General features: G+C 37.6%; 17 protein-coding genes and 1 riboswitch. Of the genes, 2 read left to right on the plus strand and 15 right to left on the minus strand.

All coding sequences use genetic code 11. The annotated features are described in order from the left end of the window. The 3 genes from DFR56_RS18615 to DFR56_RS18625 form a co-directional block, all read right to left on the minus strand. The coding region (locus tag DFR56_RS18615) for a helix-turn-helix domain-containing protein (protein ID WP_158525722.1) at nucleotides 1-120 on the minus strand (120 nt) is incomplete at its 3' end. A gap of 359 nt (nucleotides 121-479) precedes the next feature. Next, nucleotides 480-3,149 carry a YhgE/Pip family protein gene (locus DFR56_RS18620; protein WP_110396962.1) on the minus strand — a complete coding sequence of 890 codons (2,670 nt, stop codon included), beginning with the start codon at nucleotides 3,147-3,149 and terminating at the stop codon, nucleotides 480-482. Between the two features lie 544 nt (nucleotides 3,150-3,693). Continuing rightward, the gene (locus DFR56_RS18625; protein WP_110396963.1) at nucleotides 3,694-5,133 is read right to left on the minus strand and encodes a DUF5011 domain-containing protein; all 1,440 of its coding nucleotides are present in this window, start codon (nucleotides 5,131-5,133) and stop codon (nucleotides 3,694-3,696) included. Nucleotides 5,134-5,602: 469 nt separating this feature from the next. On the opposite strand from DFR56_RS18625, the gene DFR56_RS18630 reads away from it, so the two are divergent. Continuing rightward, nucleotides 5,603-7,105, plus strand: coding sequence for a LuxR C-terminal-related transcriptional regulator (locus tag DFR56_RS18630; protein ID WP_110396964.1), 1,503 nt, complete (start codon nucleotides 5,603-5,605; stop codon nucleotides 7,103-7,105). Between the two features lie 462 nt (nucleotides 7,106-7,567). On the opposite strand, the gene DFR56_RS23775 is transcribed toward DFR56_RS18630, so the two are convergent. From DFR56_RS23775 to DFR56_RS18680, 10 genes are all read right to left on the minus strand, one after another. Further along, entirely contained in the window at nucleotides 7,568-8,191 is a 624-nt protein-coding gene (locus DFR56_RS23775; RefSeq protein ID WP_280523474.1) for an AMP-binding protein, read from the minus strand. 8 nt (nucleotides 8,192-8,199) lie between these two features. Next, nucleotides 8,200-9,399, minus strand: a complete 1,200-nt coding sequence (locus tag DFR56_RS23780; protein ID WP_280523475.1) for an AMP-dependent synthetase/ligase — start codon at nucleotides 9,397-9,399, stop codon at nucleotides 8,200-8,202. 436 nt (nucleotides 9,400-9,835) lie between these two features. Continuing rightward, nucleotides 9,836-10,978 (minus strand): thiolase family protein, encoded by a 1,143-nt coding sequence (locus tag DFR56_RS18640; RefSeq protein ID WP_110396965.1) that lies wholly within the window; start codon nucleotides 10,976-10,978, stop codon nucleotides 9,836-9,838. Between the two features lie 27 nt (nucleotides 10,979-11,005). Next, complete coding sequence (locus tag DFR56_RS18645) at nucleotides 11,006-11,848, minus strand: SDR family NAD(P)-dependent oxidoreductase (RefSeq protein WP_110396966.1); 843 nt, start codon at nucleotides 11,846-11,848, stop codon at nucleotides 11,006-11,008. A gap of 32 nt (nucleotides 11,849-11,880) precedes the next feature. Then, a complete protein-coding gene (locus tag DFR56_RS18650) occupies nucleotides 11,881-12,672 on the minus strand; it encodes an enoyl-CoA hydratase/isomerase family protein (RefSeq protein WP_110396967.1) in 792 nt (263 codons plus the stop codon). A 12-nt stretch (nucleotides 12,673-12,684) separates the two neighbouring features. After that, nucleotides 12,685-13,893, minus strand: a complete 1,209-nt coding sequence (locus tag DFR56_RS18655; RefSeq protein WP_110396968.1) for an acyl-CoA dehydrogenase family protein — start codon at nucleotides 13,891-13,893, stop codon at nucleotides 12,685-12,687. Continuing rightward, on the minus strand, nucleotides 13,890-15,035 hold the full coding sequence (locus DFR56_RS18660) for an acyl-CoA dehydrogenase family protein (RefSeq protein ID WP_110396969.1): 1,146 nt from the start codon (nucleotides 15,033-15,035) through the stop codon (nucleotides 13,890-13,892). Before DFR56_RS18660 ends, DFR56_RS18655 begins: the two co-directional genes overlap by 4 nt. Nucleotides 15,036-15,068: 33 nt before the next feature. Beyond that, nucleotides 15,069-15,413, minus strand: a complete 345-nt coding sequence (locus DFR56_RS18665) for an SCP2 sterol-binding domain-containing protein (RefSeq protein ID WP_110396970.1) — start codon at nucleotides 15,411-15,413, stop codon at nucleotides 15,069-15,071. A gap of 802 nt (nucleotides 15,414-16,215) precedes the next feature. Further along, nucleotides 16,216-17,871: an FAD-binding dehydrogenase gene (locus DFR56_RS18675; RefSeq protein WP_110396972.1), complete on the minus strand. Its 1,656-nt coding sequence runs from the start codon at nucleotides 17,869-17,871 to the stop codon at nucleotides 16,216-16,218. A 78-nt stretch (nucleotides 17,872-17,949) separates the two neighbouring features. Next, nucleotides 17,950-19,752 (minus strand): DNA ligase D, encoded by a 1,803-nt coding sequence (locus tag DFR56_RS18680; RefSeq protein WP_110396973.1) that lies wholly within the window; start codon nucleotides 19,750-19,752, stop codon nucleotides 17,950-17,952. Between the two features lie 89 nt (nucleotides 19,753-19,841). Here DFR56_RS18680 and ku point away from each other — a divergent pair, with 89 nt between their 5' ends. After that, on the plus strand, nucleotides 19,842-20,678 hold the full coding sequence (ku, locus tag DFR56_RS18685) for a non-homologous end joining protein Ku (RefSeq protein ID WP_110396974.1): 837 nt from the start codon (nucleotides 19,842-19,844) through the stop codon (nucleotides 20,676-20,678). A 323-nt stretch (nucleotides 20,679-21,001) separates the two neighbouring features. Here ku and DFR56_RS18690 read toward each other — a convergent pair whose 3' ends face one another. Continuing rightward, a complete protein-coding gene (locus DFR56_RS18690; protein ID WP_211320655.1) occupies nucleotides 21,002-21,268 on the minus strand; it encodes a hypothetical protein in 267 nt (88 codons plus the stop codon). A 124-nt stretch (nucleotides 21,269-21,392) separates the two neighbouring features. Then, a riboswitch (cobalamin riboswitch) is annotated at nucleotides 21,393-21,594 on the minus strand. Nucleotides 21,595-21,656: 62 nt separating this feature from the next. Beyond that, nucleotides 21,657-22,658 (minus strand): ABC transporter ATP-binding protein, encoded by a 1,002-nt coding sequence (locus DFR56_RS18695; protein ID WP_110396976.1) that lies wholly within the window; start codon nucleotides 22,656-22,658, stop codon nucleotides 21,657-21,659. Between the last annotated feature and the right edge of the window lie 16 nt (nucleotides 22,659-22,674).

The following is a 22,674-nucleotide window of genomic DNA, read 5'->3' on the forward strand; positions in this document are numbered from 1 at the left end:
ATTCCATCGATGAAGGAAATGATTATACACAAATCTTGCACAACCAATTGTTTTAGCAATTAGTTTTTCTTGGTTTTTATTGGGATAGATCCGAATTTTATAGGCTTTATGTTTCAACATATGATCCACCTCGTTTTTATACTTTAATTACACTTTACGGAACGTGTGTTTGCAAATGGATTTGAGATTAGATTTATAGCTCCCAGGCGTCCATTCATCCCACGATTGAAATCACGGGTGTTCTGGACATTTTCATAAAATTAGTTAACACTACAGAAAATCCAATTTTCTTTCCTTTATCAATAAGAGTTTCTTAACATCAGTTGCAATGTTACCAACAGTGAGTTCGTAAAAGCTATCACAAATACAATCATTTCATCATCTAAAATCGATATTTCATGGGACAAGTAGCTTAAATTACAAAAAATAGTCTATGCTCCTATATTAGGTAGGCATAGACCTTTTTAAATGATTATTACTTATCCGACATACTCTCCAACATCTTCATTAAATTTACCATGTTCCTTAAAATATCGGTATTTAAACAAAAAGACAAGAAGAGCTAAAATTCCAAAGGCTGCTAAATATATGAATAGAACTCCCATATTTGCCCATACACTTGATGTACTACCTAAAGTAATGATATTTTTAAAGCCTTTTATGGAGTAAGTAAAAGGTAAAAATGTACTTAATGTACGTAATCCTTCTGGTAACATATGAATAGGTAAAGCCGATCCAGTAGTTGATAATTGAAGGACTGCAAAAATTAATGCAGCAAAGCGTCCAATATTCCCTGCAAAGGCAACTAAAAATAAAATAATCATTAAGAATGTTAGGCTTACCCAAATTGCAAAGATGATGAATAAAAAGCTACTTTGTACTTGTATTTTTAAATAGAGTAAAGAAAACAATGAAATAACTAGAGCTTGTGCGATAGAAAGTAAAGATAGTGTAGCTAACTTGCCAGTGAACCATGACATTCCAGTGGGTGGTAAAATAACGGGTTTTCTAAAAGATACGACAAATGACATCGCCAAAACACCTACAAAAAGTGCTAATGTAATAATGTATGGAGCATTTGCATCGCGATAAAATGGGAAACTATTAATAATTTCCCCATCCAATTGAACTGGCGCGGCAAACATTAGTATATTATCATCTGTTGGGTTGATACTTCCCGTTTGTTCCGCTCCACCCTTTAATCCAGATGTTAATTCCTCACTACCATCCTTTACTTGTGCTAACCCGTCATCCACTTGTGCAACTCCATCTGTTAAAGCCTTCCATCCGGTTTCGACCGTTTGGTTTCCATCACTTATTTGAGCTGATCCATCATGGATTTTTGTTGCACCTGCTGATAACTCTCGCCAACCATTCTCAACCGTTTGATTCCCTACACTTATTTGAGATGCACCATCATGAAGTTGTGTCGTTCCAGCAGTTAAGTCACGCCAACCACTTTTAACCGCTGAATTTCCTTCTTTCATTTGTGATGAACCATCATAAAGTCGCGTAGCTCCTTCCGTTAGTGCTTGCCAGCCACTTTCAACTGATTTATTTCCATCTTTAATTTGAGTCGTTCCTGCGTGCAATTTTGCGACATTCGTTTCCAATTCGCCCCAACCTGAAGCTACTGTTTTATTCCCATCGGCAACCTGACCAGCTCCATCCGCTAATTGTTTTGTTCCAGCTGTTATTTTGGTCTGACCATCGACTAGCTCCGATAATCCGTCATTTAAACTAGTCATACCAGCTTGAAACTCACTGCCTTCTTGTAGTCCGTCCCTTAATTGATTAGCACCATCAACTAGTCTTTGGAAATCTGCTTTCTTCTGAGGAGCATCTGCTAAACTTTCGTTTAATTGATTCATTATTATCTTATATAATACATTATTTTCTAAACCGTCTACACTGTCTGGTAATTGTTGTAAAGCTTCGTATAACCCTTCCATAGAAGCGATCGTATCGTTTACACCTTCTTGTGCTTGGTGTACTCCTTCCGCTAATTCCCGACTACCAGGTATAAGTTGTCCAGTTAGTCCAGCATTAAGTTGATCACTCCCTGTCTTTGCAGCCTTTAATCCATCTAGTACTTGAGTTGCTCCCGACTGAAGTTCCTTCGCTCCCGCTTCTAACTCAGATGCTCCTTTTGATAACTTATTAATATCGGATGATTTGTCTTGTAATGTACTTAATAAAAGTCCAGTCCCATCATTCACTTCTTTCGCACCATTAGCTAATTTAGATATATCACTTGATTTATCGATTAAGTTAGATTTTAGTTCATTCGTTCCTTCGTTTAGTTGTTTTGCTCCATTAGCTAATTTGGAAATATCCCCTGATTTATTTTCTAAATTACTTAATAATTCGCCTGTTCCAGCATTGAGTTGTTTTGATCCATCAGCAAGCTTTGAAATATCTCCTTGTTTGGAGACTAATGAATCGCTCATTTCTTTTGTTCCTGCCTCAAGTTCTTTTGCACCGGTAGCTAACCGACTTATGTCACTTGCTTTTTCAGTTAAATTACTTAAAATTTCATCTGAGCCATCTTTTAATTGACCTACTCCATCGTTTATTTGCTCTGATCCGTCTGCTGCATCTTCAAAACCATCTGCAACATCTCCAAGTTGAGAGAATACATTTCTTACATATGTTTCTGTAACTTGTGTGGACAATTGATTTTTAATTGTATTGATAGCACTATCCGTTACTTGTGCCGCCATAAAATGTAATCCTTCATTTTGCGTATACTTTAGTTCAGGCTTTTTTGGGTTATCGTCCATAACAGTTAAAACATTTTCTGAGAAATTCTGAGGTACTTCTATCTTCATGTAGTATTTCATTTTTTCCATACCTCTTTGGGCTTCTTCTGTCGTGACAAAATCCCACTTCAAGGTCGGATTACCCTTTAGACTTTTAACCAATTCGTCACCAACATTGATTTGCTCACCTTCAGATATTGCACCTTCATCATTATTGATTACTGCAACTGGTACGTTATCTAAATTATCATAAGGACCCCATTTAGGTGACAACATAATCATTGCATAGACAAGTGGTACAAAAATCACTAGCAGAACAGAGACGATCACGGAACGATTCGCTTTTAGCTTTTTTATTTCAGCAAAAATATATTTTGATAATGTCATAAAACCCTCCCCCTTTTGTATCTATTCATTGCATCGCTTTTCACATTATTTTTTTATTTTATTTCCTTTCGCAAATAAACTATCTTCTTTTAGTTTTCGTATTATTTGTAGTGCTACTCACTCCTTTCTCTGCCAATCTATATTAAATACTACCCAACCGGTAAACGCTTTCAATATAGCGTAGTTCTATATTTATCACTTATTCTTAATCATAAGCTTTACAAAAACTCTTACCAATTCCTATAATTGTCGGTACTCCATCATGTTTATGACTTAACGGCACTACTTTAATATGATTAAAAGAACAACTAAATGCCGATGTCTATTATTACGATTACGCGACACAATACTTGCATCTCCGGTAAGTCCCAAATAGACAAAACTAATTTTGCCAGTCATTTATAGCAATAAGGATAATTAAATGTAATTTCCGAGACTTAAAAAAAGCAATGAAAAACAATAGTAATTGATTTTCACTGCTCTTTAAATTATTTAAATTAGTCTTTTTGAATACATTATTTTTCAGTTTACTTAGCCGTCTTGGTTAGTTAACGAATCTTTTTCGAATAAACGTTAGTGCACCACCTGTTACTAATAATAGGATTCCAAGCGATAGAAGTAATGGGTTATTTGTGGCGGTTTTTGGTAACAATTTTCCTCCACCTGAGGTTCCACCTTTGTTATCCCCAGTTGAAGTGACCGCTACTTTACTTTTTTTGCCGTCTTTCCCGTCGACACCATCCTTACCTGGTTTGCCTGGTTCACCCGGTTCGCCTGGTTTACCTGGTTCGCCTGGTTTACCTGGTTCGCCTGGTTTACCTGGTTCACCTGGTTCGCCCGGTTCGCCCGGTTCACCTGGTTCGCCCGGTTCACCCGGTTCGCCTGGTTTACCTGGTTCGCCCGGTTCGCCTGGTTCGCCTGGTTCGCCCGGTTCACCTGGTGGGCCTGGTTCACCTGGTTCACCCGGTTCGCCCGGTTCACCTGGTTCGCCTGGTTCACCTGGTTCGCCCGGTTCGCCTGGTTCGCCCGGTTCGCCTGGTTCGCCCGGTTCGCCTGGTTCGCCCGGTTCGCCTGGTTCGCCCGGTTCGCCTGGTTCACCTGGTTCGCCCGGTTCGCCTGGTTCGCCCGGTTCGCCTGGTTCGCCCGGTTCGCCTGGTTCACCTGGTGGGCCTGGTTCTTGCACTTCTTTTACAATGACAGTTCTAATCTCTTTAGTTGAATTTCCAGCTGCATCAGATACTGTGTATAATATTTCATAAGTTCCTGCTACTGCTGTATTTACCTCACCACTAATCGTTATTGCATCTGTTATGTCTCCATCAACATTATCTTCCGCTGTTGCACCTGGTTCAATATATTCATCACCAACATTTAATTCCAACGGATTTTCACCATGTAGCGTAATGACTGGAGCTACATGATCAGCTTCCTCTACAACGACAGTTGCTAGCAAATGATCACTTGGCGCTGTACAAACTGCTGGTAATGTAATCGGTGAACCTAAAAAGTTCGCAACAATATCTGCTTGAATTTCCCCTACGTTAATATCTACGTTATTATCACCTGCTGAAAATGTAGAGTCGACCCCATGTACAGTAAATGGAATCGCATTAGCACTTGAATCGAACGGTGTTGTCGGAATAGGAACACCATTTGCACCTACGACATTCACTGTTTGTCCATTTGCATGTAAATTAAACTTATTCACATGCCCATTTAATGGGTTAATAAAACTTTTAAGCGACGATAAATCTCCTGTTAAATCAATTTCAATATCGGTAACAATATTCTCAACTGAAATATCAGTATTTGGTTCCACCCCATCTGGTAGTACTATTTTCGGAGTAACTTTCATATCTATTAAAATATCTCCAGCTATCGATGTGGTTGCTTTACATTTATACAGAAATGATTTAGTAGCTTCTGCTGCACTTGCTGTGTTTAATCCTGTTTGATAAAAGAATATGATCGCAATAATAAACATCCAAACAAATACATTTTTATAGTTATTTTTAATTTTAAACCCTCCTCAATAATTAATTGGTCTTTATTTTACGATCTCACTAATCCATCAATCCCCCCTTGCCAAAAACACTAATCACTCTTGTAAGCCCTTCCATTTTTTGATAGAATAATGTACAACTATGAGAAAGGGCTTATACAGAACTTAAACAGTATCGCTTGCTTAACAATACTTTAGGCTTTTTATCCGTAACTACCAATTCCTAAAATAATCGTATCTTAATTAGTGCTGATTTGTTATGTCCCTACTTTTATATGATTTGAAGTTTTCCTACTAATACATAAACTACCCATTGCTCACGGATAATTTTCCGAATATTCAATACAAAATATTAGCCCATCCGCATGTCAATTTAGATAAGTAATAATTTTGAGTTATAAGGTTAGATAACATTTTTTAAAAGAATTGATAAAGAGAGGAAAGATGTTAAATGACTCTAACTTTAGACCATCATATGGATACTTTATTTCAACACGGGTTAGAAATAATAAGAGCAAATGAAGCGTCTATTCATAATGAATGGGCACAAATGAAGGAATATTTTCAAAAGGCTGGCAAGAGATCCGCAAAAACAACAGTAAAATCAGTTCATATCTTTTCGAAAATTATTTTCAATTATAATTATGATAAAGAAACATTAATAAATAAAATAAAGGTGGCTTGGAAAGAACAAATTGGCGAAAATCCTATTAATCAGTTTATTATGACATTGTTAGAAAGTTCAGTTCATCATGCCACTAAAACAAAATCGAATCACACTTATAAAGATTATCAAGCTATTCAATTGGTTTTCACTAAGATTAGTGAGCAAATTCTTTCATACAAAACAGAAGACCCTTTTTCAATCGATACATTTTTACAACATCTTGTTTATTCACAACAATTGCCTATTGAATGGGTAGCCGTTGTTTTGAATCAAAATAATTTACTCGTAGTTGATAAATGGTTTAATAAAAATCAATGTTTACTAAATGTTCATCCTAAAGTCCAAGCAGACAATATTTATACCTTAACTGAATTATTACTCCGCATTGGTACAAATTCAAATAGGAAAAACATTATCACTATTCCTTTTGAAAATGTAACACTATTATTCTGTATAGAAAAAAAGAGCACTACACATATTATGCCTTTTATTAGCCATGCTTTACAGCTTTTACAGAGTGGCAAAATGACCTTGAAATTAACGCATAAAGAACAGCAATGGAAAGATGCCGTTATTATGTTTAATGAAGCGGTTATCCGTGCACGTACATTCAGTGATGCACTTGAAATTATTACAGAGGGCTTTGTAAATTACTTGCCATTTGAGCGATGTGCTATATTTTCATATTCCCAAAATGATGAAATTGGATTCGGCCTATCTGGTCATCGTTTAGATACTGAAGCCATTAAGGGAATTACCGAGGAAGTAAGTAATCTCCCCCTTATTAATGATGGGTTAGAACTTTTACGTATGTTTGGTAAAAACATGAAATATTTACAACCACTATACATTCCTGATGCTAAAGATGGATTTCCAGAACAATACATCAATCAATTTCAATTAAAATCACTTGTTGTCGCACCTATATTTACTCCATCTCGAAGTGAATTGATTGGTGCTGCAATACTTGATCAAGGGGCAAATAAAAAGTTTGAAATTTCCCGAGAAACTTATACGGCTCTCATAAAATTTGGTCAAAGTGCTGGTGAAATACTAGGGAAGTTTCATATCAGTATACATTCATTGAATGAAACATTGCACTTTTCACCTAGAGAAATTGAAGTGTTGAAATTAATGGCGGAGGGGGAATCGACAACGAGTGCAGCTGGAATTCTCCATTTAAGTGAATATACTGTTCGTGATTATATCACTGCAATAATGCAAAAAATGAAGGCAAGAAATCGTACGGAAGCAGTAGCACGTGCAATAAGAAAAGGGGTTATATAACGATAAAAAGAAGCTAGAACAACAGTGTTTATCAAAGAATAATCCAAACTACAATAGCTGCATATAACCTCGCTCTGGAAATATACTTCGCTATCACCACAGGCATAAGAGTAACATCTGTTCTAGCTACGTTTTCAGCTTGCTTTCACCATGTCTTCTTTACCACGAGTATCTGGTAAGCCTCGAAAGATACTTAAGGAAGGCCAACGTCGGCATACTCCTTGCCGAGGCAGGGTCTCACCGATGCCTTTCCTCCTGCGACGCACAATATTTATTTGCGACGAGTAATCGTATTCGCAAAGCTTTTCGGTGGGACGAGCAATTAGCGGAGCTAGTGTCGGCGTAGGTCACATGGACATGACCGTTTCTAGCCGACCAGTAGTCTACGTGTATTTTCTCCGCTAAAGTATTGCATTGTTCGTCTTTAGGGTTGATCGTTTTAGTTATCCTAACCTTTCTTCTTCAGATAATTGCTTTTATACTTATACTTTCTTCTGCATAAGCACGTTCAATGATATTTTTATACTTTTCTTCAATAACATTTGTTTTTAATGATTGTTTTGGCGTTATTTCACCGCTATCAATCGTCCAATCATCACTAATGATTATTACTTTTTTTGGTTGAGCATATTTCGTGAGTCTTTTTGTATAGCTCCTTACTTCTCTTTCAATTAATGCTTTCACAAGCGGATGTTCACATATTTTTTCCCGCGATTTCATATTCATTTTATTTTCCTTAACCCAATGAAGGAGATATTCATGGTTAGGGTTAACGAGACAAATCACGTATTTTCTGTTATTTCCCACTACGAGGGACTGGTTGATAAAAGGACTTTCATTTACTGCATTCTCAACTTGTTGAGGTGCAACATTCATACCAGTTGATAGAACAATAATTCGCTTTTTACGATCGATAATTTTTAAATATCCATCCTCATCAAATTCTCCTACATCCCCTGTCTTAAACCATCCTTCATCAAAAGATTTCTCCGTTTCTATAGGATCATTATAATATCCTTTAGTAATACTCGGCCCTCTAACTAATACTTCACCATCTTCTCCAATTTTCACTTCTAAATTGGGCAAAACTTTTCCTACTGTACTACCTTTCCTCTAATCATAGGGTTTGTTGTAATAATCGGAGATGTTTCGGTTAACCCGTATCCTTCTAATATTGGGATATCAAGCGCCCAAAAAAACTTAGCTATTTCTGGATTTAACGTTCCTCCTCCAGATACTAAGCCACGAATTCGACCGCCCAACTGTTGTTTAACTTTTTGGAATACGAGTTTATCTGCTCTTTTCCATTTGCGATATAGCTTTTCAGGTAAATAACTTTGTGAAAAATAATGATCAATATTTGTATTTAAATAACACTCATACTTTTCTTGTCCTACTGAAACTGCCCAATTAAATATTTTCTTTTTTAGTGGAGAACCGTTTTTAATTTCTGCTTGTATTTGTTGGTATACTTTTTCAAATAATCTTGGAACACTCGTGAATACAGTGGGACGTATTTCTTTCAGATTTTGTGGAATAGTTTCTATACTTTCTGCATACCCAATGGTTGTTCCTATTGATAATGGTAGGTAATGACCCGCTAAACGTTCAAAAATATGTGAAAGTGGTAAATAGGAGAGTGTGACATCTTTAGGCAATAATTCTACTAACCAAAACTGCACACCCTCAATATTAGCTAAAATATTACCATGAGTAAGCATGACTCCTTTTGGATTACCCGTCGTTCCCGATGTATGAATGATCGTTAATAATTGTTCACGATCGATATTCATCCAAGATTGTTCCCAATCATCCCTCAAATTGTCCTCGCCTAATTTTTCTACCATCGAAAAAGGGAAATACTGTTCTGACGGTATAAAATCTCCCCGAGGGTGCATCAGTATAATTCTTTCTAACTCACCCCCGCTTTCAATTAACTTTTGCAATTGTTCTTTGTTCTCGACAATTGCGGTAGAAACATCTGCATTGTTTAGCATGTATGTTACTTGTTCTGTTGGAATCGTTGGATATACTGGCACACTGACAGCTCCAATACTAGCAATTGCAAAGTCAGAGATCCCCCACATCGGATTACTATTTGATATAATAGCAACTTTATCATTTTCCGTTACTCCTAAATGTGTTAAACCATTAGCAAAATGTTTAATGCGATCCCAAAATTGTCCATAAGTTAGTTGGATATAATTATTTTTATTTTTCCAAATAAAAGCCTCTTTTTCGTTAAAGCGGTCTACCGTTCGGCGAAGCATTTCCATTATATTGTTAGCTTTCATTTAAGACACCTCCTTACTTGTAAATCAAATCTACATTTGTCTATGAAACGCTCTCTTATCCCCTATTTCCAAAAAAAGTTTCACGATTAAAGAAATTGATTGATTCATTCTAAGGGAAAAAAGTATTAAAGTACTTATAATGATTCAATTTCATAAATGCTAATTCCAAGAATAAACCCGAACTTACACATTGAGTAAATCTTAATATTCGTGTATTTAATTAACACCTAATGGTTGGAACGGCAGGTGGTCGACTCCTGCGGGAGGAGAGGCACAGGGTAAGACTAGAAGGGCTTTAGCTCAGGCGTTGGCTTAACGGCCGCCCGCTAAAAAGCGACCACCTAAAGTGGAAACCAATAACTAATCTTCGTTGTTCGGATTTTTAACTGAAACATTGAATAATGAAATTGTTCATATTAATAAAATTGTAGTAAACTTATAATCTCTCTATTATCGTTGCTATCGCCATTCCAAAACCGATACACATTACTTGTAACCCATACCTCCCCCCTCTATCTTCCAATGTGTGAAGTAGTGTAGTCGCAAGTCTCGCACCACTTGCTCCTAATGGATGCCCTAAAGCAATAGCACCACCTCGAGGATTTACTTTGTTCATATCTGCTTCTATCTCTTTTTCCCATGCTTTAATAACCGATGCAAAAGCCTCGTTAATTTCGATCACATCTATTTGTTCCATCCGTAAATCAGCTTTTTTCAGCACTTTTTTCGTAGCCGGGATCACACCTGTTAACATCATCACTGGATCTTCTCCAACTACAACTTTAGCGATTATTTTTGCCCTTGGTTTAATGGATAACTCATTTGCTTTTTGTTCAGACATTAATAATAATCCCGCTGCTCCATCACTTATTTGACTGGAATTTCCCGCTGTTATTACTCCTTCTTCTGGTAAAAATGCTGCATGTAAATCGCTTAGTTTATCGATTGTCGTATCTCTACGTACTCCCTCATCCATCATAAACAAGCCATTTTCATTTCCACTTTCGAGATTTAGCGAAATAATCTCTCTTTCAAAATATCCTTCATCTATTGCTTTCATCGCTTTTTGATGGCTTAAAAAGGAATATTCATCTAATTCTTTTCGCGTTACATTCCATTCTTTAGCGATCAATTCAGCGGAAAAACCTTGTGGAACTATCGTTTGAGTATTCATAAGTGAATCACTAAACTCACCGATATCACTTCCCATCGGTACCCGTGACATGCTTTCTACCCCACATGCAATAACTATATCTGCATCATTTGCGAGGATTGTTTGTGCAGCATTATGAATTGCTTGTTGACTTGAACCACATAGTCGATTAACTGAATATGCTGGCACTTCTACTGGAAATCCAGCAGCCAATGTGACTAACCTGCCAATATTTCCACCTTGTTCGTCTATCATTGTTGCACAGCCTACTACTACATCCTCTACATCATTTTCAGAAATACCGTTTCGATGAACTAACTGTTGTAATATCGGTACGAGCAAATCGACTGGGTGGGTATGTCTCAGTGCTCCATTTCTTTTACCAATTGCGGTTCTTATTGCATCAACAATTACGACATTTGTCATTATGTTACCTCCTCTTAACGCATAGGACTAAAATGTAAATAGTTCAATTCCTCCAGATACATTCAGTCCAACCCCGGTAATATAGCTCGCTTTATCGGAAACTAAAAATGTAATGGCATTAGCAATATCCTCTGGTTTTCCAGCCTTTTTAAATGCGGTACGCTGAATCATTCGTTCATTCATGTTAGGGTTTCCCAAATTAAACGCTTCCGTATCAATAATGCCTGGTACAACTGCATTCACATTAATGTTATATCTTGCACCTTCTAATGCCATACTTTTTGTAAAACTTAACAATGCACCTTTTGTAGCCGAATAACTTGCTTGCCCAAATCCTCCTAAAGTTCCCGCAACAGAAGACATATTAATAATAGAGCCTCTATTTTGTTTTTTCATATAAGGCCACACTGCTTTGGTACAATTGTAAGCTCCTGTTAAATTCACATTTAGATCCCTTTGCCAATACGCATCATTTTGGTTTTCTATTTGCGATACATGGTCGAGTGTTCCGGCATTGTTAATTAAAATATCAATACTTCCAAATTCTTGTTTCACTTTCGTAAAAACTTCTTCCACTTGTTTCTTGTTCGTGACATCCATTTTTATCGCAACAGAACGTCTACCCATCTTTTCAATATCTCTAGCTGTTTGATTTGCGTACATTACATTTGTACTTTGCATCACTTGAGCCAACGGTCCATATTTCTCCGCTTCTTTTTCACTATTTTCGTCCGATTCAATTAATATATCTGTTATGACTACATCTGCACCTGCTTCCGCCAAAGCAAGGGCATCCGCTCGACCGATCCCACGTGAAGCTCCCGTTACTACGGCAACTTTACCAAGTAACAATTTATCCCATGAATTCATAGTGCATCCTACCCTTTCATTCAAAAATCCATCTAACCTTCTGAATAAAATTGAGCTTTTTCTTTTTGAAAAAAAGCCATCAACCCGATTCCTGGTTCTTCCGTTTTAAATGTATGTGAAAAAGCTTTTGCTTCTATTTTCAGTCCCTCTTCTATTGGCATTTCAGCGCCATTAATCGCTTGCTTTGCGAGCCCCATTGCATGGATTGCCCCCTCAGCTAACTGTTCAGCAAACTCGGTTGTGTCTTTTTCTAAATCCTCTGCAACTTGTGTTATTAATCCGATTTGATGAGCTTCCTTTGGTGTTAGTCTTTTTGCCGTAAAAATAAGTTCCATCGCTTTTGCTCGCCCAATTAAATGTGTCATCCGCTGGGTTCCTCCAGCACCCGGAATAATACCTAAAGACGTTTCAGTCAAGCCTATTGTTCCTTTAGACATCATCCTAAAATCACATGCCAAAGCTAATTCACATCCACCTCCTAGTGCATGCCCGTTAATAGCAGCTATTACTGGCTTAGAAACCTTATAAAATTTATGAAAACAAGCTTGCATTTTTCCGCTTTGTACAGCAATTGGATCTTCATTATTTTCCATTTCTCCGGTATCATAAATCATCCCTTTTAAATCGGCACCAGCTAAAAAGATTTTCGGATGATTGGACGTTACGACTATGACACGTACAGAATGATCTTCTGCTAAATCATCGACCGCTGCTTCCAGCTCCTTCATTAATTGTTCCCCTATCGCATTTACTGGAGGATTGTCAATAATGATCCATGTTACTCCTTTTTTACGTTTCTGTATTTCGATTAATTCGTATCTCATTAACATGACCTCCTACACTCTAATTCCGTAAGGTTCATATTGACGTCTTGCAATTACTAAATGTTGTATTTCATTCGTTCCTTCAAATATGTCAAAAACTTTTACATCTCTGTACAATTTCTCCACAATATGTCCTTCTAACCCGGTTGGACCTAATAGCTCTAGACACTTTGCACAAACATCAAGTGCCATTTGTCCTGCATACGCTTTACACATTGCCGCTTCTTTTGCGTTGGCAAGACCTAGATCCGCTTTCCAAGCAGCCTCCCATGTTAATAGTCTTGCAGCAGCGATATTTCCGTCTATTTCTGCTAACATTTCCGTAGCCAAGTAATAAAATTTACCACTGGTAGGAAAATCTCGTTGGACAACATCTAGTGTATATTCAAAAGCTGCGCGAGCAATACCTATTGCCATAGCTGCAACGATTGGACGTGTCGAGTCAAATGTTTTCATTGCCATTTCAAATCCAGATTGATCGGATCTACTTCTTTTATAAAGTTGTTCTCCCCCGAGTAAATTTTCTATTGGAACAAAGCAATCTTCAAACAATAGTTCAGCTGTTTCATTTGCTCGAAGACCCATTTTTTCTACTAACCGTGTAGAACTAAATCCCGGTGTACCTTTTTCAACGACAAAAGCCCTTTGCCCTGCACGTCCTAATGTAGCATCGGCAGTTGCAAAAACGACAACCCAGGAAGCACGACTACCATTTGTAATAAAAATCTTTTGACCATTTAATATATAGCCGCCACTTACTTTCTTCGCTGTCATTTGGATTGCTGAAGCATCTGAACCTGCCTCTGGTTCTGTTAATGCATAGGCTCCCCAACGAGCTTTGTCTTTTTTAAAAATGGTAAGAAATCGCTCCTTTTGTTCTTTCGTACCACTACTTTGAATAGGTGGTCCACCAAGTCCTGCACCAGGTAATGATAAAGCGATTGCTGGATCCCCCCAAGCTATTTCTTCTGTTGCGATGACTCCCATTCGGTTCCCTTCCTGTTCTTTTCTGCCCCTTTTGTTAGCGCTATCATTTTTGTCATTACTAAAGGAAGAAGTATTTAAATGGATTCCCATTTGATTTACCTTATCAAGCCACTCTTCTGGTACATTACCTATTTTGTCTGCTACCATCGAAATAGGGCGCATTTCATGTTTTGCAAACCAATGTGTCATTTCTTTTATTTGTTGTTGTTGTTCAGATAATGTAAATGAAATCATGTAATCACAGCCTTTTCTTTCGTTGCCAAAGTTTGTTTACCGCGTCGTATTAAATAATTCTTTTCACGCCCATACAACATCACCTGTGCTTGTGCATCCCTCATCCATTTCTCTACAGGATAATCCTTTACATAACCATGACCACCAAGTAATTGGACTGCCGAATTGGTCACATAGCGCACCCCTTGATGTGCTCGCTGTATGGCTCTTAGTGCAGGTCCTTCTGCTTCTTCGGTATTTTTATCGGCCACTGTTGCTGCCTCCCAAACTAAATGATTCGCAATCCTTGTTTCGATAACCATACGTGCTATCTGAAAAGACACACCTTGAAACTTGGCGATCACTTGATCAAAAGCTTTTCTCATCGCTGTATATTCTGTCGCATAGTCTAGCGCAGCTTGCATCAGTCCAACTTGCTTTGCAGCTTGGATAATTTGTATTCGTGTGTGTGTCCGACGAATCAATTGATCGGCCTTTTCCCCAGTAGCAATCACTTGGTCTTGAGAAATTATTTCATTATCAAAAGAAATTTTTGCAATGCTAGCGGCTAATAAACCGAATCGGTAATCCCCTTTATTTACTTTCAAATGATGGTGTTTTTTATCCATCCAACATATAACAGGGCACCCTTCCTCGTCTAAAACAGCAAGAATCAGATGATTTGCCATTTGGCCTAAACGAGTTGGTTGTGATGTGCCATGTAATGTATAATTGGTACCACTTTTTGTTAGAGATAACCTCTTCCCCATTGCCTTATCATTGATATCATCAATAAATGCGATCGTACTTTCACCCTCACAGACCAACTTTTGTTGATCTTTATTCATTTGCTTTGGCTCCATTGAACGAAGTAAGGAGGCACCATCTGCTAACCCTGGAAGACCTTGCACTATGCCCAAATCTCCATAACTTAACGCTGCTTGAATCTGCACTTGGGAAATAAGAGGTAATTGCAAACCGCCATAGGATTCGGGTTCTTCTAATTTCAAAAAACCTAATTCATTAACTACTTTAATCATGTCATTCCTAATCATACCTTTATTTTCACTTTCCCTTGCATAGGGGCGAATATTTTCGCTTGCTATTTTTTGAGCAATGCTTACAAAAGCATTTTCATCTTCTGTTGATTCAAATGAAATCATAAGGAAACCTCCTTTTAAAACGAAAGTAATGTACTAGGCATTTTTTTTATTATAGGTAGCTAATATGCTTTGTAATTTTAAAGCGAGTCCCATATTTCCTTTTATTTTCAATCTACCACTCATAAATGCTTGCGTGCCATTTAACTCTCCTTCAGCCATTTTGATAAAATCTTCAGATGCCATATTTAGAATACAATCAGCCTCTACCCCATCTCCTTCTGTTGTGTAACTATCTTCTCCATTTAAAATAAGTTGAAAAACACCTGGTTCTTCACCATTTAGATTAAATTGATAAACAGCTTCAACTCCTTCTGCATATGCTGAATCTTCACCTAGTGCTACATCTATTTCTCGAAAAACTTGTTTTACATTAGACATTTTCCATCCTCCTATTTTTTTGTTAACGTAAGCGTATTATATATCCGATATTATTCATATTCCGTTATATGTCGGATAAGTTGCATTTTAATTGATAAACATCCCTAAAAACGTATGAAATTAGATAATAATCAAAAGACAAAAAACCTTGAAAGACTGAAATCAATCAAGGTGGACTCCATTTATTCAAATTATCTAAATAGGGTCTGCTGAACAACTAAATTGCGTTTCATCTTACCGTTGTCTTCCGCGAAATGTACAGTGCTTTTTAGCGGGCACGGCTTCAGCCCTCTGACGCACAGGACGTGCTAGTGCAAATCTTTACGGTGGGACGAGTAATCGCAGTCCCAGGTGTTGCGACAAAGCTTTTCGATGGGACGAACGAAAGTGCAAACTCTTTTCGATGGGACGAGCATTTAGCGCAGTCCCAGTCCCAGGACGTCGCGTACTTAATCTGCCTCGGAAGAAAACCACTTCCTGTGGGGTCTTCCGACGTACAGGATGTACTAGCGCAGACGTCGCCACAGGACGTGGCGTTCTTAGTCTGCGTTCCTCTGTTGCTTTTCCCGCTGGAGTCAGTCACTTTCGCTCCAGACAACTAGAGAAGTTCATTGCATATACAAAGGTTTATTGGTAAAACAGTCAAAAGCCTTGCACTTTATATCGAGAAAAACGGGTACAAACTATCGATGTAGATGGGATTTCTTTTTATTCAGCAACCCCTAAATAAACCTTAAAATATTTTCTATTCCATACAACCTTTTCTCCTTTCTTCCTGCCAAAACTGATAAATCATCATACATTATCTTAACTTTTCAACTACTGAACGGGCTGCAATTTTTCCACTAAACAAACAACCACCTAGAAATGTTCCCTCTAACGAACGATACCCATGCATTCCGCCCCCACCAAATCCGGCCACTTCTCCGGCTGCAAATAAACCGTCAATTGGGTCCCCATCAACACCTAAAACACGCGCCGATAGATCTGTTTGTAATCCTCCGAGTGTTTTTCTACTTAATACATGTAAGCGAACTGCGATAAGAGGACCGTTTTTTGGATCGAGTAATTTATGTGGTTTTGCGGTTCGAATAACTTTATCTCCTAAGTAATGTCTTGCCCCGTGCATCGCAGTTATTTGGAGATCTTTCGTAAATTTATTTTTAATCGCCCTATCCCTTGCTTCCACTTGTCTCCTTACTTTTTCAATATCTATTCTTTTCTCCCCGACTAATTCATTCATACCGATTACTAAGTTATCTATATTGTCTGCTACGACGAAATCTTCCCCATTATCAATAAAAGCTTGAACTGGTCCAGGTGCTCCCGGTAGCACTCTTTGTAACACTTTTCGGACGCTTTTTTCCGTTAAATCGGGATTTTGTTCGGATCCTGAAAGAGCGAATTCCTTTTCAATAATATCTTGTGTTAAAATAAACCACGAATAATCATATCCCGTAGCCATAATCGTTCTTAACGTGCCTAACGTATCAAAACCGGGGAAATTAGGCGAAAGAAATCGATTGCCTTCTGCATCAAACCACATGGATGATGGCCCAGGTAAAATCCTTATTCCGTGATTCTCCCAAATCGGATTCCAATTTTTAATCCCCTCTGTATAATGCCACATTCGGTCACGATTAACGATTCGTCCACCAGCCATTTCTGTAAGTACGAGCATTCGCCCATCAACATGTTTTGGTACTCCAGATATCATTGACTGTGGCGCAGTTCCGAGACGTTCCGGCCAGTTTTTGCGAATTAAATCAAAGTTTGCTCCAATTCCCCCGCTTGAGACGATTACCGCTTCTGCTTCATATCTAAAATCACCTATTATTTTACGTGAACTTTCTTCTCCACGTTTTATTGTTGTCGGCTTTAAAATGGATCCTGCTACTCCTGTTACCGCACCATTTTCGGTTATGAATTGATCTACTTGATGACGCGGTAAATAGGCTACTAGTCCGGTTTCAATATAGTTGTAAAGATCACGTACAAAAGGTGCAACAATTCCAGGACCCGTCCCCCACGTAATATGAAATCTTGGCACTGAGTTTCCATGACCTTCCGCTAAATATCCACCTCGTTCTGCCCAACCAACTACAGGAAAAATCCTTATTCCTTTTTCATACAGCCAAGTACGCTTTTCCTCAGTTGCAAAATCGACATAACTTTCAGCCCATTTCTTTCCCCAATAATCTTCATCGTCTTCCCGATCAAACCCTGCTGTTCCAAGCCAGTCTTGCCAGGCTAGCTCTTTTGAATCTTTAATTCCCATTCTTCTTTGTTCAGGAGAATCAACTAAAAAAAGTCCACCAAATGACCACCAAGCTTGTCCACCGAGCGATTGTTCCCCTTCTTGCTCGAGAAGCAAAACGCTTTTTCCCTCTCGAGCAATCTCTGTCGTTGCAACGAGTCCCGCGAGCCCTGCACCAATTACAATCGTATCGTATTCCATCTTTTCCCCCTCCTTACAGCTAATTATATATTAAATTTAGAAAATTTTGTAATTAGCAATATGGAGAAGTTTCTCAAATCAACCTGTTTGAATGAACGCTAATACTTTATCCAACTTTTGATTTCGTGCTAATTCATAAGACTTTAGCCACGGACAGCCGAATGTTTGGACCCGTTCCACCACATTTTTTATCGTAAATCGTGTCGGATGGAGATCTTCTTTCACTTCTTCCCAATATAGGGGAGTGGCAACTGTTGCTTCTTCCGTTTTTCTCGGAGAGTATGGTGCAACAATGGTGCGATTTTTTCCATGTTGTACATAATCAATATACAACTTTTCACCGCGATTTTTTTTGAATCGTTCGGTCGTAAATAAGTTTGGTCCTGCCTTTTCAACTGTTTTGGCAATTGCTTCGGTAAAAATTGCTGTTTGTTCATAATTCATCGCATGAGCTTTTAATGGAATATGAATTTGTAACCCTTTATTTCCTGATGTTTTGATAAAGGATGTAAGTTCGAATTCGTTTAACAATTGCTTAATCATGAGAGATGCTTTAATCGCGAGTAAAAAGTCCTCCCTACTAGCCGGGTCTAAATCAAAAACAATTTCGGTTGGCTCACTTGAATCAATTGGTTGAAAAGGGATATGATATTCAATTGCACTATGATTCGCATACCAAATAAGTGCAGACAGATTATTACAAAGTTGAATCCGTTTATCTTCAGTTTCGATAAATTCGACAAAATCGGGAGCATAACTCGGTAAATTTTTTTGAAAGAAAGATTCTTCCGCAATCCCATCAGGGCAGCGAATAACCGTAAGCGCACGTTTACTTAAATAAGGAATCATATAGGGATAGATGTCCCTCATAAAAGTAAGCAAATCACCTTTTGTCAGTCCTATTTGGGGCCAAAATAATTTATCTTCATTTGAAAGTCCAACATCAGGCAACATCGCTAAATCCAATTGCAATTTTTCTACTGTACACTTGGCGGGGGATAACTCTGGGGCAAGTTGAGCAAATTCTGGTTCTCTTAATTCATGTGTGTGTAAATCGAGCGTATGTATTTTCGTACATATTGCTGGTGGTAGAGTGTAATTTTGTCCGTTTTTTTCTCCATTTGTCATAAAAATTTGTTTTAATGACTCATATTCCTCATCGTCTAATCCATGTTTACATTTTCCAATTGGTATAATTGTTTCTTTCTCATAGACGGCAGCCGTGAAATAATCATTTTTAGGGTAAAATTCGGTTAAAAAAACTTGAATGGTGCGCCAATTTTTCCATTTTAACCAATCATGATGATTTTTTCCTTGCGAGTATGTTGCAGCTTTTCGCTTTGCGACGATTCCTTCTGCTTTATAATCAAATACCAACTTGGAAATTGTTTCAAAATCATTCAATATGTTGATCATTTGTAACTTATCTGTTTCTTGATTTATTTTTGCAAAAAGCTTATGGAGTTGTTCTTTTCGTTCTAATAATGGCCGCTCGGTTAGCTCCTTTCCTTCTATTTGTAACAGATCAAAAACAATAAATGTAGCCGGTCGCTCTTTAGCAATTTCAGCAATTTTTTCTTTTGTTTTTAAACGACCCCGTTTTTGAATGAGCGCAAAATTCGCTTGAAATTTATTGTTTAAAACGACTAATTCACCATCTAATTGCATTGGTAAAAACGACTTGACTTGTGATTGAATGGACTCACAATACTGAATAATTTCCGGAAAATTTTCTGTTAACTCTTTATTATTTCGACTAATTATTTTAATCTCTTTTTCTGTCCAATGAACAACAGCACGAAAACCATCATATTTCACTTCATACAGGAAAACATCGTCTTGGTGTAGGTCAGTAATCACAATTGGTTGCATCAAATTCATTTTTAAACCACCTCCTATTTAAGTTGCACTTTTTTGTGGATAAAATGCAAAAAATAAACGTAAACTACTTGAAAAAGGAGGCGTGTTTTGTGCATACGATGTGGAAAGGAACGATTAGCTTCGGGCTCGTCAATATTCCTGTAAAAATGCATGCCGCAACAGAAAATAAAGATGTGAAACTAAGACAACTTCATAAAGAATGCCAATCTCCGATTAAGTATGAAAAGGTTTGTCCTGTTTGTGAGCGAAAGGTGGAAGAAGAGGAAATTGTGAAAGCATATGAATACACGAAAAATAAATTTGTCGTTTTAGATAAAGAAGACCTTCAAGCATTACAAAAAGAGCAAACCGACAAAGCGGTGGAAATCATTGATTTTGTAAAATTAGAAGAAATTGATCCAATTTATTTTGAAAAAAGTTATTATTTATCCCCGAATGAAGGTGGCGTAAAAGCATATAGTTTACTCCGGGCAGCCCTTCTGGAAACAGGGAAAATTGGGGTAGCGAAGATGATGATTCGTTCCAAGGAACAATTAGCTGTTATTCGCATTTATAAAAATACACTTGTTGTTGAAACGATACATTACCCTGATGAGGTTCGAGCTGTACAGGATGTGCCAAATGTGCCTGAAAATACGGAAGTCGTTAAAAAAGAACTTGACACCGCCAAATTGTTAATCGATCAATTAACGACTGTTTTTGAACCTGAAAAATATACAGATGAATATCGGACTTCTTTACTTGAGATAATTGAAGGAAAGAAGACTGAAAAAACGGCTACAGTTACTGGAAAACAAAAACCTGACAATGTTACAAATTTAATGGATGCACTTCAAGCTTCTTTGGATCGGGCGAAGAAAGAAAATCCAAAGCCAAAAAAGAAAACTACAGCAAAAGCGACAACGACAAAAAAGGTTGCAAAGTAACAATGAAGGCTGGGACAAAACTACAACAATTACATCTATAGACGAACAAATATAAAACCTAAGCGAAAGAAATATACGTAAACTCCTAATCGGCTAAAAAGGTCACGTACTGTAACCTTACACTCCAGTGTAAGAGCGGGGAGGATAGATGGCGCGCGGGAATGTGCCACCTTACCTTCATCCGCTTTTTCATCTAGGAAGGCACGCGGGAGACTCACCAGCTGCCTTAGGATGCGCGAATTATATTTGCGGAACGGATTATATGCAACTACCGTTGTTCGGATTTTCCTTTGATAAAAACCCTGATGCCCCAGCCTCTTGTATTAAACTAATTCTTCTTCCTTATCAACACCGTAAATATAGTTCGTTACTTTCTCATATGCTTTTGTTAAATTCCGATAATAAACTTGTTTACTCGTTTCAGACTCATTTAAGGTGGAAATTTCCTCTTGTAGTTTTTCGTATGAATCATCTAGTGAAATCGCATCATTAATAACCAATCGATTCATCACTATCGTCATCAACTGTTCAGAATAATAAGCTACAGTGCCAAACAATATCTTCTCCCCCATTTCTGCTAAAAAGCTCACATTAAAAAAACAACCTTATTATTAGAAGGTTGTTTTATGCAAACGTAAAGAAGCATAGGTATATTCGTATTTTTTAAAAATACCCTATGTGCAGTAAACACCTCCTATCCTCGTAGGAACAAATGTGTAAGAGATTGTATAGGCAGGTCTCCTGGCTCATCATCATCGCTTTATCGAACCTTCCCATTTTCTATTCTCAAGAAAACAGTGGCTTTTTTTCGAATTGCTCCGATATACAGTTGCGGGACAGCGTTGGAATCGCACCAACTTCCCTTTTAAGCAATAAAGAACAAACTTCTTTATTACACCTATTTCTCTATTATTTAGTTCATAGTATCAGTATACCATTACCAGTTAGACCTTGTTAAATATAATAAATCCCTTGCCACTAAATCGTTTCTTCCAACTCATGATGTTGAACGGGGTAAAAACAAGCAACAGCATGACCTTGCACGTCATCTTTTTCTAATGGTGGAATACTTTGTTTACAAACATCTTTTGCAAAAGGGCATCTAGTATGAAAAACACAACCTGATGGTGGATGGGTAGGAGACGGTAGCTCCCCTTCTAAAACTAATTGTTTTCTACTTTTTTCTTGCAATGGATCAGGTAAAGGAATGGCTGATAAGAGTGCGTTCGTATATGGATGACGCGCATTTCTATAAAAGGAATCACTATCTGATATTTCCATCACTTTGCCTAAATACATGACAGCTACTTGATCAGCGATATGTTTAACGACAGATAAATCATGAGCAATGAACATATACGTAAGACCTAATTCCTCTTGTAAGTTTTCAAACAAATTAATCACTTGTGCCTGTACAGATACATCAAGTGCACTAACTGGTTCATCGCAAATAAGTAATTTCGGTTTAAGAGCAATCGCTCTTGCTATCCCAATACGTTGACGTTGTCCACCTGAAAATTCATGTGGAAGCCGATCATAATGTTCATCTGGATTCAGACCGACGAGCTCCATTAATTCTTTCACTCGAGAAGGTACATTATCTTTTATTTTATACGCTTTAAAGGGGGCGGCAATAATTTCTCCGACTTTCATTCGTGGATGTAAACTTGTGTAAGGATCTTGAAAAACCATTTGAATATCACGTCGCAATTCATGCATTCTTTTTGCATTCATCTTGCTAATATCTTCCCCTTCAAATAAAATTTGACCAGAAGTTGGCTTTTCTAATCCGACGATCGTTCTAGCTAACGTACTTTTTCCACAACCTGATTCTCCAACAATCCCTAATGTTTGCCCTTTATGAACGGAAAGACTTATTCCATTAACCGCCTTTACATACTCCGTTGTTTTCTTAAATGGAATCTTTTTTACTGGAAAATGGACGTGTAAATTACGAATCGTTAAAACTTCCTCCGTCATTCGTATACCACCTCTT

The sequence above is a fragment of the Pseudogracilibacillus auburnensis genome, from assembly GCF_003201975.1.
In the GTDB taxonomy this organism is placed as follows: Bacteria; Bacillota; Bacilli; order Bacillales; family Amphibacillaceae; genus Pseudogracilibacillus; species Pseudogracilibacillus auburnensis.